Here is a 13,815-nt window from a genome sequence, read left to right on the forward strand (position 1 = left end):
CGTCGTGCCGCGCCTGCCAGTCAGCCTGCACCGCAGCCCGGCCGTCGGCATCGTCTTCCGGCAGCGCAGCCAGTTCGGCGTCCAGGCTGCCGCCCAGCACGATGTCGGTGCCGCGGCCCGCCATGTTCGTCGCGATCGTCACGGCGCCCGGGCGGCCGGCCTGCGCGATGATCTCGGCCTCGCGCTCGTGCTGCTTGGCGTTGAGCACCTCGTGGTGGACCTTGCGCTCCTGCAGCAGCTTGTGCAGCAATTCCGAGGTCTCGATCGAGGCCGTGCCGACCAGCACCGGCGCACCCTTTTCCTGCGCCGCCGCGATGTCGTCGACAATGGCGTTGAATTTTTCACGCGCCGTCATGAACACCAGGTCACCCATGTCCTGACGCTGGGTCGGCCGGTTGGTCGGGATCACCACGACTTCCAGTTCGTAGATCTGCTGGAACTCGAAGGCCTCCGTATCCGCCGTTCCGGTCATGCCGGACAGCTTGTCGTAGAGGCGGAAGTAGTTCTGGAAGGTGATCGACGCCAGCGTCTGGTTCTCGCGCTGGATCGCCACACCCTCCTTGGCCTCGATCGCCTGGTGAAGGCCGTCGGACCAGCGCCGGCCCGGCATCGTGCGACCGGTGAACTCGTCGACGATGACCACGTCACCACCGCGGACAATGTAGTCCACGTCCCGCTTGAACAGGTGATGCGCACGCAATGCGGCGTTCAGGTGATGCATCAGAACGATGTTCTGGGCGTCGTAGAGGCTTTCGCCCTCGGCCAGCAGACCGGCCGCCGACAGCAGCTGCTCGACACGCTCGTGACCGTCCTCGGTCAGGTGGACCTGCTTGCCCTTCTCGTCCACCGAAAAGTCGCCGGGACCGTCCTCTTCCTCCTGAGGCACCAGCTTGGGCACGATGGAGTTGATCTTCTGGTAGAGACTCGGGTCGTCGTCCGTCGGGCCGGAGATGATCAGCGGCGTGCGCGCTTCATCGATCAGGATCGAGTCGACCTCGTCGACCACCGCAAAATGCAGTTCCCGCTGCACCTTGTCCTGCGCCGAGAAGGCCATGTTGTCGCGCAGATAGTCGAACCCGAACTCGTTGTTCGTCCCGTAGGTGATATCGGCGGCGTAAGCCGCACGCTTCTCGTCCGGCGACTGACCGGAGAGCGCCACACCAACGGTCAGGCCAAGGAAACGATAGACCCGCCCCATCCAGTCCGCGTCGCGACTGGCCAGGTAGTCGTTGACGGTGATGATGTGAACGCCTTTGCCCGACAGCGCGTTGGCATAGGCCGCGAGCGTGGCGACCAGCGTCTTGCCCTCACCCGTGCGCATCTCGGCGATCTTGCCGTCGTGCAGCACCGAACCGCCAATCAGCTGAACGTCGAAATGACGCATCCCCAACGCTCGTCTGGCCGCTTCACGGACCACGGCGAACACCTCGGGGAGCATCGCGTCCAGGCTCTCGCCCTGTTTCAAGCGATTGCGGAATTCGTCGGTCTTGGCCTGCAGCGATGGATCATCCAGCGCGGAGATCGAATCCTCCAGCGCGTTGACCTGATCCGCAAATCTGCGCTTTCGACTTAAAACGCGCTGGTTCCGGCTGCCGAACAACCGGCTGAAGAAGGTATTCGCCATGGGGTCAGAGTGGGGCCTGCGAGCCAGGAATCAACGGCCGCTTCGAATGATGCGGCGCGGCATTGTAACGCAGACGACTCGGCATGCAGGCGACACGCGTATTCCGGGTGTGGGCGCGACCGGAAACGCCACGGCAGACCACCTCGAAACGGGCGACGGGCCCGTGACTCAGCCCTGCGACTTGATGTACTTCGCCGGGTTGACGACGCGACCGTTGCGCAGCACTTCGAAATGGACGTGCGGACCGGTGGAGCGTCCCGTGTTACCCATGAGGGCGATCACTTCACCCTTGGCGACGCGGTCTCCAACCTTGACCTCGTGCTTCTGGTTGTGGCCGTAGCGCGTGACGTAGCCGTTGCCGTGGTTGATTTCCACGAGCATCCCGTAGCCGTGGCGACGCCCGGCCCACGTCACCACGCCACTGGCGACCGCAACCACTTCCGAACCTTCGCGGCCGGCGAAGTCCATGCCGTAGTGCTGTGCGCGGCGCCCGGTGAACGGATCGGTCCGTGTGCCGAACAACGACGAAATCCATCCGCTGAGAATCGGACGCCCTTCGGGATGCGCTTCGCTCTGGAGGCGGCTGGCGAGGATGAGATCCTCCAGCACCCGCATTTCGCGCTCTCGATCCGCGATCTGGCGGTCGAGCTCTCCCAGCGTGTCGTTGACATCCTCGAGCGCGGGCAACTCGCCTTCCACGTCAAGCTCCGGACCGCCCACCGCGGGCACCGCATCGAACGCGAACTCGCCTTCATCCAGGTCGGCGACCTCGATCAGACGCTGGCCGGCCGCGTTGAGGCGCATCATGTCCGCCTGCAACAGCGCGACCTTGCGGGCCAGGGCCTGCGTGTTTTCCTGCAGATACTGACGCGTATCCGCCACTTCCTGACGATTTTCGTCAATGGCCGCCTGCCATTCGGCGGTGACGTCATCGGGCAGTTCGACCTGCGCGGTCGCCACCGGCGCGGTCAGCCGGCCGATTCCGATTCCCGCGGCAATGAACAGCCCCACCGTCGCCACTGCGACGACGATGATCCAGGGACTGCGCGGATCAAATTGCCAGCGCCGGGATCGGCCCAGCCGGTTGTCGATTACAATCAGTTCCATGTCTTATCGTTTAGGTCGTCGCGCTCGATCTCTTTCGGATCGCATTCGTTCAGACCGTTCCCCCCTCAGGGATTGGTCCCGATCTGCCAAGCAGACCGTCCTGCTTCAAGAGCGGCTGCAGCAACGCCTCCCAGCGCCGCTTTGCAACCACATTCGGTTTGTTCGGATGGATCGGGCAACCGCCGTACTGGCCGTGCCTTCTCCCGCCTGGGCCACCCGAGCGCGCCAGCACCGCACCACATTGATGCTCGCCGTTGGCGCAACGCTGGATGCACCCTGCACAGATATAAGGCTTTGCATCATTCCAGTGCAAGCCAAACCCGCGCAACGGAACCGTCCGATCAAATCCCTCCCGCGACACATCGAATCCATGCGTCGCCTCTCCGTTAGCACGAGCAATGCCAGATTGGCCTCGGCCCTCAGGCAGCTCGTGCGTACGCTTTCTTCTGCCGCAAGCTCAGGCGGCGATGGTGGCCGGACGCGGTGAGTAGGTGATCGGCGGGCGCTCTCCCCGCTCGAAGGTCACCATTTCCCAGGCATCCGGCTGAGCCAGCAGTCCACGCAGCAGCTTGTTGTTCAGCGCGTGGCCGGACTTGTAGCCGGTGAACGCGCCGATCAGGTTGTGACCCATCAGGTACAGATCACCGATGGCGTCGAGAATCTTGTGGCGGACGAATTCGTCCTGGTAGCGCAATCCGTCGCTGTTCAGCACCCGGAACTCGTCCAGTGCGACCGCGTTGTCCAGACTGGCGCCCAGAGCCAGATTGTTCGCACGCAGATACTCCACATCGCGCATGAACCCGAAGGTGCGGGCGCGCGAGACTTCCTTGACATAGGACGTCGTCGAAAAATCGATGGTTGCGTGCTGCTTGCTGGACGAAAACACCGGATGCTCGAAGTCGATTCCGAAGCTGACCTTGAAGCCATCGTGCGGATCGAAGCGGGCCCACTTGTCGTCCTCGGTCACCTGGACCGGCTTCTTGACCCGGATAAAGCGCTTGGGCGCATCCTGCTCGAGGATGCCGGCAGACTGGACCAGGAACACGAAAGGCCCGGCGCTGCCGTCCATGATGGGGACCTCGGGCGCCGACAACTCGATCAACGCGTTGTCGATGCCGAGGCCCGCGAGAGCCGACATGAGATGTTCGACGGTCGACACCTTGGTGCCGTCCGCCTCCAGCGTGGTGTTGAGCATCGTATCGGTCACCGCGTGGGCGTCCGCTTTCACATCGGGCGTGCCGTCCAGGTCCACGCGCCGAAATACGATGCCGAAATCCGCCGGGGCCGGGCGGATGGCCATGTACACCTTTTTGCCGGTGTGCAGTCCCACGCCAGTGGCGCGAATCGGATGCTGCACGGTTCGTTGCTTCAACATCTCATTATCCTCAGCGGCTGTGCCCGAACACTGCCAAGCATCGACGGACAGCCTGAGACAGACCGTCGGTCAACAAGTTTCGGAATCAGCCCCCGCGATTCTTGGTTGGATGACGGGGCACGCCTTCAAGGCAATACCCGGCCGCCAAACCCGGCACCATACCACAGGGGCATGGATCTCCGGGAGTGGCGGTGGTCCGGACCGCGCGCCGTCCCGCTCAGGAATCCCCCCACCATGTCGGCTCAGTCGGCCTGGTTGCGCAGAAACGCCGGCACGTCCAGCACCTCGATGTCCAGATCGGACAGATCATCGAACCGGCGGCTCTTCTTCTCGCGGCGGATGTAGGTCGGCTTTTCCAGATCGCCGTACTTCACCTGCCCGCCACCATCGCGACTGATCGGCGTCACCACTTCGTGATCGTCATAGGACTGGGCCTTCTGTCCACCTCCCAGCCCCGTCGCCACGACGGTGACACGCAGCTCGTCACCCATGCTCGGATCCAGCGCGGTACCCACGATCACCTCGGCCGATTCGGCCGCCATTTCGCCGATCACCTCGTTGACGACCTGGAACTCGAACATGGTCAGATCGTCGCCAGCGGTGATGTTGACCAGTACGCCCTCGGCGCCGGTCAGCGTCAGCTCATCCAGCAGCGGGCTGGCCAACGCGGTCTCGGCGGCTTCGCGGGCACGATCCTCACCGCAGGAGCGGCCGATGCCCATCATCGCCATGCCCGGAATCGACATGACCTTGCGGACGTCGGCGAAGTCGACGTTGATCAGACCACCGGCGGTGATCAGCTCGGCGATGCCCTGCACGGCGTTGTGAAGCACGTCGTTGGCCGACTTGAACGCGCTCTTGACGGTCACGCTCTTGCCCAGAACCGACAGCAGCTTTTCGTTCGGGATCACGATCAACGAGTTGACCAGGCCTTCCAGCGACTCGATGCCGCGGCCGGCCACGTCCATGCGCTTCTTGCGCTCGAACGGGAACGGCTTGGTCACGACAGCCACCGTGAGGATTTCCAGCTCGCGGGCGATCTCCGCGACGACCGGCGCGGCGCCGGTGCCTGTCCCACCACCCATGCCCGCGGTGATGAACAGCATGTCGGAGCCCTCGATGGTCTCGCGGATCCGCTCGCGATCCTCCATTGCCGCTGCGCGGCCCACCTCGGGATCGGCTCCCGCACCCAGACCACGAGTCACGCCCGAGCCAAGCTGCAGGATGGTGTCGGCCGAGCAAGCATCCAGATGCTGCACGTCCGTGTTGGCACAAATGAATTCGACACCCTGAATCCCGGCTTCAACCATCTGGTTGACCGTGTTGGTGCCGCCGCCGCCGATGCCCATGACCTTGATCACTGGACGATTCGGCTGGTGTTCGATGAGTTCAAAGATCTCAGCCATGGTGTGGTACCTCTGTGTTGCCCCTAGAAGTCGATCAGAAATTGCCTTGGAACCAGCTCTTCATGCGTTCCCAGACCTGTGCGAAACCGGACCCTTCGGGTTGTCCGGTGTAATGCGGGAGATTTCTCTGCCCGAAGATGAGCAACCCGATGCCAGTGGCGTGTTGCGGGTTGCGGGCGACGTCGGTCAGCCCCTGTACGGTGTGTGGCATGCCCAAGCGCACCGGGAGATCGAAGACCTCCTCGGCAAGCTCGACCACGCCGGCCATCTTGCTGCTGCCACCGGTGAGCACGACCCCCCCGGCCAGCATTTCGTCGAAGCCGCTGCGGCGCAGCTCGCGCTGAATGAGCAGGAACAGCTCCTCGTAGCGCGGGCGGATCACCTCGGCCAGCGTCAGCCGTGACAGGCGACGCGGCGGGCGGTCGCCCACGCTGTCGACCTCGATCTGCTCGTCGCGCTCCAGCATTTCCGGCAGTGCGTGGCCGTACTTGATCTTGATCGCGTCGGCGTGCTGCGTCGGCGTGCGCAGGGCCACGGCGATATCGTTGGTGACCTGGTCGCCCGCGATGGGGATGACTGCCGTGTGGCGGATCGCGCCCTTGTGGAACACCGCGATGTCACTGGTGCCCCCGCCGATGTCGACCATGCAGACGCCCAGATCCTTTTCATCGTCGGTCAGCACGGCGTAGCTGGACGCCAGCTGCTCGAGAATCAGCTTGTCCACATCCAGCCCGCAGCGCAGCACGCACTTGTGGATGTTCTGCGCGGCCGAGACGCTGCCGGTGACCATGTGCACGCGTGCTTCCAGACGCACGCCGGACATGCCGATCGGCTCCTGGATGCCCTCCTGGTCGTCCACCGCGAATTCCTGCGGCAGCACATGCAGGGTCTTCTGATCGGCCGGGATGGCCACGGCGCAGGCGGCATCGATCACGCGGTCGACATCGGCCTCGCTGACCTCCTTGCTGCGTACCGCGACGATGCCGTGCGAGTTCAGGCTCTTGACGTGGCTGCCGGAAATGCCGGTGTACACCGACTGGATGCGGCAGCCGGCCATCAGCTCGGCCTCCTCCACCGCCCGGCGGATCGATTGCACGGTGGACTCGATGTTGACCACCACGCCTTTTTTCATTCCGGTGGATGGATGCGTGCCGATGCCGATGATCTCGATCACCCGTTCATCGTTCAGTTCGCCAACGATGGCGGCGACCTTCGAGGTGCCGATATCGAGCCCGACGATGAGTTCCTTCTGAAGTTTTCGCGACATGGCGTCAGTTCCTCTCTGCGGTCTGCGCGGGTTCACGCCAGCCCACTGCAAATCCGTTCGTGTAGCGAAGATCAATCGTGGCGACCTCGTCCCAGCGATCCGCCAGCGCACGGCGGACAGGGCCGGCGAAGCGCTGCATGCGTTCGGGGATGCCGGCGCGGCCGAGGCGCAGCACCACGCCATCGGACAGCTCCGCGGTCCAGGCGCCACGATCGTCGATGGCCAGCGCAGCCAGCCCGATGTCACCGAGTGCGGGCGTGCGCATCAGCACCGCCCATTGCTCCAGCATTTCCTGGCGCGACTCGGCGGGGCCGTCCAGCCTGGGCAGCCCGGCCGGCCAGCTCTCGGCCGGCGGCGAGAAAATCCGTCCGTCCGCCGCGATCAATGCGGCATCGCCCCAGCGAGCGACCGGCTGATGCTCGATCACCCGTGCGGTCAGGCGATCCGGAAACCGGCGGGACACCTGCGCCGACGCCACCCACGGCAGCGCCTCCAGGCTTTGCTCAATCGCCGTGGGCGACACCTTGAACAAGCCGGTATCGAGATAACCGATGGTCGCGGCACGCACGGTCTGTGGATCGGATGCGGCCACGCCGTGCACCTCCAGGTTCAGCGGCCCGGACTGACTGGCCAGCACCCAGAACACGACCAGCGCGGTCACCAGCGCCAGCATCAGCGTGCCGAACCACGGGCGCCTCGGCGCATCGACCGCGGCGTCCCGCACCGGACGAAGCACGTCGATCGCCACGCTCACGGCGCCACGTCCAGCGTCGCGGCCAGAATGCGCAGCACCAGCTCTTCCATCGACCAGCCGAAGGCGGCCGCGGCCTTGGGTACCAGCGAATGCGTGGTCATGCCCGGTGTCGTGTTCACTTCCAGCAACCGCGGCTGCCCGTCTTCGCCAACCATGAGATCCACCCGACCCCAGCCGGAACAGCCGAGCACCTGATAGGCCTCGGCGGCCAGGGCCGTGATCCGCGTCTGCGCCGCGGCCTCCAGACCACAGGGGATCAGGTAGCGCGTGTCGTCGGAGATGTACTTGGCTTCGTAGTCGTAGAAACCGGAGGCAGCCTCGATCCGGATCGGCGGCAGCCACGTCCTTCCGACCACGCCCAGCGTATATTCGGCGCCGCGGATCTCCGCCTCCACCAGCACGGGACCGGGATGCTCGGCGGCCGCGGCAATGGCCTTGCGCAGGCCGGTCGCATCCGCGGCCCGAGCCACGCCGACGCTGGAGCCCTGCCAGGCCGGCTTGACGAACACCGGCAGGCCAAGCCGATCGATGATGGCATCGATGTCGGCATCCCCGGGATTGCGCAACAGCACATCGTCGGCGACCGGCAAACCGGCCTGGCGCCACAGTGCCTTGGTCGCGCCCTTGTCCAGCGAATTCGCGCTGGCCTGCAAGCCGCTGCCGGTCACCGGCAGCCCCTGCAACGAGCAGGCGCCCTGCAAGATGCCGTCCTCGCCAGGCGTGCCGTGCAGGATGTTGAACGCGCGATCGTAGCCGGCGGCCCTAAGCCCCAGCAGATCCGCGGGTTGCGGGTCGACGCGGTGCGCGTCCACCCCGGCGGCCAGCAACGCGTCCAGCACACAGGTGCCGGAATCCAGCGACACCGCGCGTTCGGCGGACCAGCCACCCATCAGTACGGCGACGCGACCAAACGCCTTGGGATCGGGCAGCGCCGCGTTCATGCCGCCTCCCCGATGATGCGCACTTCCGGAATCAGTTCCACCGAGAACCTGCGGCGCACGGTGTCGCGCACCTTGCCGATCAGCGTCTCGATATCCGCCGCCAGGGCGTGGCCACGGTTGATGATGAAGTTGGCGTGCTTGGTCGACACCTCGGCATCGCCGATGCGCAGCCCCTTGAGCCCCGCGGCCTCGATCAGGCGCGCGGCGTGGTCGCCGGCCGGATTGCGGAATACCGACCCGCAGGACAGCTTGCCCACGGGCTGCTTGGCCTTGCGCTCGGCAATCATCGTACGAATCCGCTCGGCGGCGCCGCCATCGGCGTCGGGCTGCAATTCCAGCTCGGCGGCGACGAACCACAGATGGGGCTCCGGCGGCGTCACACTGCGGTAGCCGATCTCGAACGCATCGGCATCCAGTGTGCGGGTGGTGCCGTCACGACCGATCACGTTGACGCTGCGCACCACCGACCAGGTCTCGCCACCCCAGGCACCAGCGTTCATCGCCAGCGCGCCGCCCATGGTGCCCGGGATACCGGCGAAGAACTCGGCGCCCGCCAGTCCCCAGCTCGCCGCGAGCTTGGCCAGACGCGCGCAGTGCACGCCGGCCTCGACGAACACCCGCGTGTCATCGATGCGCCGGACCGTATCCAGCACGCCATGAATACTGACCGTGGTCCCGCGGAAGCCGCCGTCGCGAACCAGCAGATTGCTGCCGAGGCCGATCCACAGGATCGATTCCTCGGTTGGCAGCCGATGCATGAACTCGGCGAGATCATCGCCGTCGGCCGGCTTGTAATAGCGGTCCGTGGGCCCGCCGACGCGCCAGCTCGTGTAGCGCATCAGCGGCTCGTTGATCCGCAGCTCGCCTCGCAGGGGCGACATCATGCGGCACCCCCGAAGCGGGACATCAATGTTCCGGGCAGGCCGCCCACGTTTCCGGCGCCCAGCGTCAGCAGCACGTCGTCGGCCCGCAACACGTCTTCCAGCACGTCGGGGACTTCGGCGATCGACTCGACGAAGATCGGCTGCGATTTGCCGCGAGCCCGGATGCCGCGCGCCAGCGCGCGTCCGTCGGCGCCGGCGATTGGCGCTTCACCGGCCGAATACACCTCGCTCAGCACCAGCGTGTCGACATCGGCCAGCACATTGCAGAAATCGTCGAACAAGTCGCGCGTGCGGGTGTAGCGATGTGGCTGGAACACCACAACCAGGCGCCGGTCCGGCCAGGCCGCGCGCATCGCCGCCAGCGTGGCCTGCACCTCGCGCGGATGGTGGCCGTAATCGTCGACCAGCATCACCGAACCACCCGCCACGGCCATCTCCCCGACCCGTTCGCAGCGCCGCCCAATCCCGCCGAACCGGCTGAGCGCGCGGCCGATCGCCTCGGCGCTGACATCCAGCTCGTGAGCGACCGCGGCCGCCGCCAGCGCATTCAGCACGTTGTGCTGGCCCGGCAGATTCAGGTGAATGCGTGACGCCGCATCCGCGTTTGGCAGATGCAGATCGAAGTGGCTGCCCGCCCCGTCGATCCGCACATCGCTGGCGCGAACATCGGCGGATTCGCTCAGGCCGTAGGTCAGGTAGGGGCGACCGAACTCCGGCAACAGGCTCTCGACCACCGGATCATCGACGCAAAGCACCGCCAATCCGTAGAACGGAAGCTGGTGAATGAATTCGATGAAGGTCCGCTTGAGTTGCCCGAATTCGCCGCCGTAGGTTTCCAGATGATCCGAATCGATGTTCGTGACCACGGCCATCAGCGGCATCAGATGCAGGAACGACGCATCGGATTCATCGGCCTCGGCCACCAGATACGGACCGGCGCCCAACCGCGCGTTCGCGCCAGCCGACAGCACCTTGCCGCCGACCACGAAGGTCGGATCCAGTTCGCCTTCCGCCAGCACCGCCGCGACCAGACTGGTGGTCGTGGTCTTGCCGTGGGTTCCGGCCACCGCGATGCCATAGCGAAAGCGCATCAGCTCGGCGAGCATTTCGGCCCGCCGCACGACCGGAATCCTGTGCTCCTGCGCGTAAACGACCTCGGGGTTCTCCGGATCGACCGCCGTGGAGGTGACCACGACATCCGCATTCGCCACATTCTCGGCGGCATGACCGATCGCGATCTCGGCGCCCAGCGAGCGCAGACGCTCGACCGTCGGCGACACGCGCAGATCGCTGCCCGCGACCTGGTAGCCCAGGTTCAGCAGCACCTCGGCGATGCCGGCCATGCCGACCCCGCCGATGCCGATCATGTGAATGCGGCTGACCCGGCGCATCGGCTGATCCACGACGCTGAGACGCCTCATGCGGCACCTCCGGCGTCCAGGCAGACATCGACGATCCGCTGGCAGGCATCCGGCCAGGCCATGCGGCGCGCGTTTTCGGCCATCTGCAAACGCCGGCCGCGATCGCCCAGCAGGGGCTTCAGCGCGGCGGCCAGCGTCTCGGCCGTCAACGAAGCCTCCGGCATCAGGATCGCCGCATCCGCATCGGCCAGATAGGCCGCGTTGGCGGTCTGGTGATCGTCCACCGCGAACGGGAACGGGACGAGAATCGACGGGCAGCCCGCCGCGGCGAGTTCGGCCACGGTCAGCGCACCGGAACGGCATACGACGATGTCCGCGGCCGCGTAGGCGGCGGCAATGTCGTCTATGAATTCCTGCGTGGTCGCCTCGACAGCCGCCTGCTGGTAGGCGGCCTCGGCCACATGCAGCGTGCGCCCGCCCTGGTGAGTCACGACCGGGCGCAGATCGGGCTCGATCAGCCCCAGCGCCGCCGGGACCAGTTCATTCAACGCCTTCGCACCCTGGCTGCCGCCGACGACCAGCAGATGCGGCCGTTGTCCGTCCGGCGCCTGACGCTGCGCCGGCGCCGGCAGCGCGGCGAACACCGAGCGCACCGGATTGCCGACGACCTCGGCATCCGCCAGTGCACCGGGAAAGGCCTGCAAGGTCACCGTCGCCAGTTGTGACAGCGCGCGATTGGTCATGCCCGGCGCCGCGTTCTGTTCATGGACCACCAGCGGCACGCGGCGCAGCCACGACGCCAGGCCCGTGGGACCGGCGACGAAACCACCCATGCCCAGCAGCACGTCCGGCTGCTCATCCCGCAGCAGACGCCAGCACTGAACCACGGCGCGCAGCAATCGCAGCGGTGCCTGCAACAGCGTCAGCGCACCCTTGCCACGCACACCGGCGATGGTGATCCACCGCGCAGGGATCGGCTTGTGCTCGAGAATCCTGGCCTCGAAACCCTGGCGCGTGCCAAACCAGACCACTTCGTGGCCCAGTTCCATCAGGCGTTCGGCCACGGCGAGTCCCGGGAACACGTGCCCGCCTGTGCCGCCGGCAGCGATCGCGACCTTCATCGCGCTGCTCCCGCGGACCGGGCCGGACCATCGGCCTTGGCCGCTATACGGTTTTCGCGATCCACCCGCAGCAGCAGTCCCAGCGACGCGCAGGTGACCACCAGGCTGCTGCCGCCGTAGCTGATGAACGGCATGGTCAGGCCCTTGGTGGGCAGCACACCCATGTTCACGGCGATGTTGATCGAGGCCTGCAGGCCGACCCAGGCGGCAATCGCCCAGGCGACGTAGGCGCTGAAATAGTCTTCGCGGGCCGCCGCGGTCTGCGCCACCAGAAAACCGCGCCAGACCAGCACGCCGAACACGGCCATCAGGGCGACGACACCGACCAGCCCCAACTCCTCGGCGATCACCGCGAACAGGAAGTCGGTGTGGGTTTCCGGCAGGTAGAGCAGTTTCTGGATGCTGTTGCCGAACCCGACGCCCGTCCACTCGCCCCGCCCGATCGCGATCAGCGACTGGGTGAGCTGGAAACCACCATTGAACGGATCGGCGAACGGGTCACGGAAACTCGCCAGACGCTGAAGGCGGTAGGGCGAGGACACCAGCAGCATGGCCAGCGTGCCGACGCCGACCGACCCGAGAATCAGCAAGTGCAACAGCTTGGCGCCGGCCAGGAACAGCATGACGGCGGCAACAGCCAGAAGCACGGCCGTGGACCCGAAATCCGGCTCGGCGAGCAGCAGCACGGCGGCCACGCCCAGCGGAAGCACCGGCCGCAGCAGCCCGCGAATCCGCGTCTGGACCTGCGCGCGATGCCGGGTCACGTAACTGGCGAGGTAGAGAATGATGCAAAGCCGCGCCACCTCGGAGGCCTGGAGGTTCACCGGACCCAGGTCCAGCCAGCGCCGCGCGCCATTCACCTCATGACCGATGCCGGGAATCAGGACCAGCAGCAACAGCAGCAACCCGACGCCGAGCAGCGCGAAGCCCGCCTTGGACCAGTAACGCATCGGCACGCTGTACATGACCAGCGCCCCGAAGACGCCTACCCCGGCAAATGCCAGCTGACGGCGAAAGTAGAACAGCATGTCTCCGGTCAGACGCTCGGCGACCGCGACCGACGCGGAGGCGACCATGGTCAGACCGAACACGAGCAGCAGCGCGCCGGAGCCCAGCAACCACTGATCCGTGTACCGCCCCTGCAGGGTCGGCCGCAGCATCGTCAGGTTCAGGCGGGACATGCGTCACCCCCCGCCCCGACCAGTGCGATGAACCGGTCGCCACGCTCGACGTAGTCACGGAACTGGTCCTGACTGGCGCAGCCCGGGGACAACAGCACGGTGTCGCCCTGCTGGGCGATGCTGCGAGCCCGTTGCACGCTCGCAGCCAGATCCGGCTCGACATGAATCGGCAGACTGCCGTCGAGCTGCGCCCGGATCAGCCCGGCATCACGACCGAACAGAATGGCCGCCCGCCCGCGCTCGGCCAGCGGTTCACTCCAGGGCCGGAAATCACCGCCCTTGGCGAGCCCGCCGGCCAGCAGCACGATCGGCGGTTTCACGCCTTGCAGCGCCGCCAGCGTCGCACCAACGTTGGTGCCCTTGGAATCGTTGATCCAGGTGACGCCATCGCATTCACCCACCCACTGGCAGCGATGGGGCAATCCACGGAAGCCGATCAGGGCTTCGCGAACGCTGTCCGGCTCGACGCCGACGGATTCGAGCAGGGCCAGGGCCGCCGCGACATTGGACAGGTTGTGCACGCCGACCAGCCGCAACTCGTTCGCGCTGATCCACGGCGCCTGCTGGCGGAACAGCATCCACTGCCCGGCCTGCTGGCGAATCTCCCAGTCGGCGGCCGACCGCGCGCTGAAGCTGCGGCGAACGGCCGGCGTCGGCATGGACAGCACGGCCGGATCGTCGAGATTGACCACCGCGCGCCGAGCACCTCGATAGATCCGGGCCTTCAGCGCCGCGTAGTGCTCCAGCGTGCCGTGCCGGTCGATGTGGTCGGGGCTGACATTGAGCACGCAGGC

12 protein-coding genes are annotated in these 13,815 nt (G+C 66.2%); all 12 read right to left on the bottom strand.

The genetic code is table 11. The annotated features are described in order from the left end of the window. Positions 1-1,624: preprotein translocase subunit SecA (gene secA / locus ABNS06_RS07530; protein WP_348673619.1), on the bottom strand; the 1,624-nt coding region annotated here is incomplete at its 3' end. Positions 1,625-1,792: 168 nt separating this feature from the next. Continuing rightward, positions 1,793-2,731: a peptidoglycan DD-metalloendopeptidase family protein gene (locus tag ABNS06_RS07535; RefSeq protein ID WP_348673621.1), complete on the bottom strand. Its 939-nt coding sequence runs from the start codon at positions 2,729-2,731 to the stop codon at positions 1,793-1,795. A 457-nt stretch (positions 2,732-3,188) separates the two neighbouring features. Continuing rightward, a complete protein-coding gene (gene lpxC, locus ABNS06_RS07540) occupies positions 3,189-4,106 on the bottom strand; it encodes a UDP-3-O-acyl-N-acetylglucosamine deacetylase (RefSeq protein WP_348673622.1) in 918 nt (305 codons plus the stop codon). 242 nt (positions 4,107-4,348) lie between these two features. Further along, entirely contained in the window at positions 4,349-5,512 is a 1,164-nt protein-coding gene (gene ftsZ, locus ABNS06_RS07545) for a cell division protein FtsZ (protein ID WP_348673624.1), read from the bottom strand. Between the two features lie 34 nt (positions 5,513-5,546). Further along, positions 5,547-6,779: a cell division protein FtsA gene (gene ftsA, locus ABNS06_RS07550; protein WP_348673625.1), complete on the bottom strand. Its 1,233-nt coding sequence runs from the start codon at positions 6,777-6,779 to the stop codon at positions 5,547-5,549. 4 nt (positions 6,780-6,783) lie between these two features. Further along, a complete protein-coding gene (locus tag ABNS06_RS07555; protein ID WP_348673627.1) occupies positions 6,784-7,533 on the bottom strand; it encodes a cell division protein FtsQ/DivIB in 750 nt (249 codons plus the stop codon). Next, positions 7,530-8,474 (bottom strand): D-alanine--D-alanine ligase, encoded by a 945-nt coding sequence (locus tag ABNS06_RS07560; RefSeq protein ID WP_348673628.1) that lies wholly within the window; start codon positions 8,472-8,474, stop codon positions 7,530-7,532. Before ABNS06_RS07560 ends, ABNS06_RS07555 begins: the two co-directional genes overlap by 4 nt. Continuing rightward, the gene (gene murB, locus ABNS06_RS07565; RefSeq protein WP_348673630.1) at positions 8,471-9,358 is read right to left on the bottom strand and encodes a UDP-N-acetylmuramate dehydrogenase; all 888 of its coding nucleotides are present in this window, start codon (positions 9,356-9,358) and stop codon (positions 8,471-8,473) included. Before murB ends, ABNS06_RS07560 begins: the two co-directional genes overlap by 4 nt. Beyond that, entirely contained in the window at positions 9,355-10,779 is a 1,425-nt protein-coding gene (gene murC / locus ABNS06_RS07570) for a UDP-N-acetylmuramate--L-alanine ligase (protein ID WP_348673632.1), read from the bottom strand. Before murC ends, murB begins: the two co-directional genes overlap by 4 nt. Then, positions 10,776-11,840: an undecaprenyldiphospho-muramoylpentapeptide beta-N-acetylglucosaminyltransferase gene (gene murG / locus ABNS06_RS07575; RefSeq protein ID WP_348673634.1), complete on the bottom strand. Its 1,065-nt coding sequence runs from the start codon at positions 11,838-11,840 to the stop codon at positions 10,776-10,778. The genes murC and murG overlap by 4 nt, the downstream gene beginning before the upstream one ends. Next, positions 11,837-13,021 (bottom strand): putative lipid II flippase FtsW, encoded by a 1,185-nt coding sequence (gene ftsW, locus ABNS06_RS07580; protein WP_348673635.1) that lies wholly within the window; start codon positions 13,019-13,021, stop codon positions 11,837-11,839. Before ftsW ends, murG begins: the two co-directional genes overlap by 4 nt. Next, positions 13,009-13,815 (bottom strand): UDP-N-acetylmuramoyl-L-alanine--D-glutamate ligase (gene murD, locus ABNS06_RS07585; RefSeq protein ID WP_348673636.1); only part of this gene is annotated, 807 nt, incomplete at its 5' end. The genes ftsW and murD, both read right to left, overlap by 13 nt.

Source organism: uncultured Abyssibacter sp. (assembly GCF_964000955.1).
GTDB lineage: Bacteria > Pseudomonadota > Gammaproteobacteria > Nevskiales > OUC007 > Abyssibacter.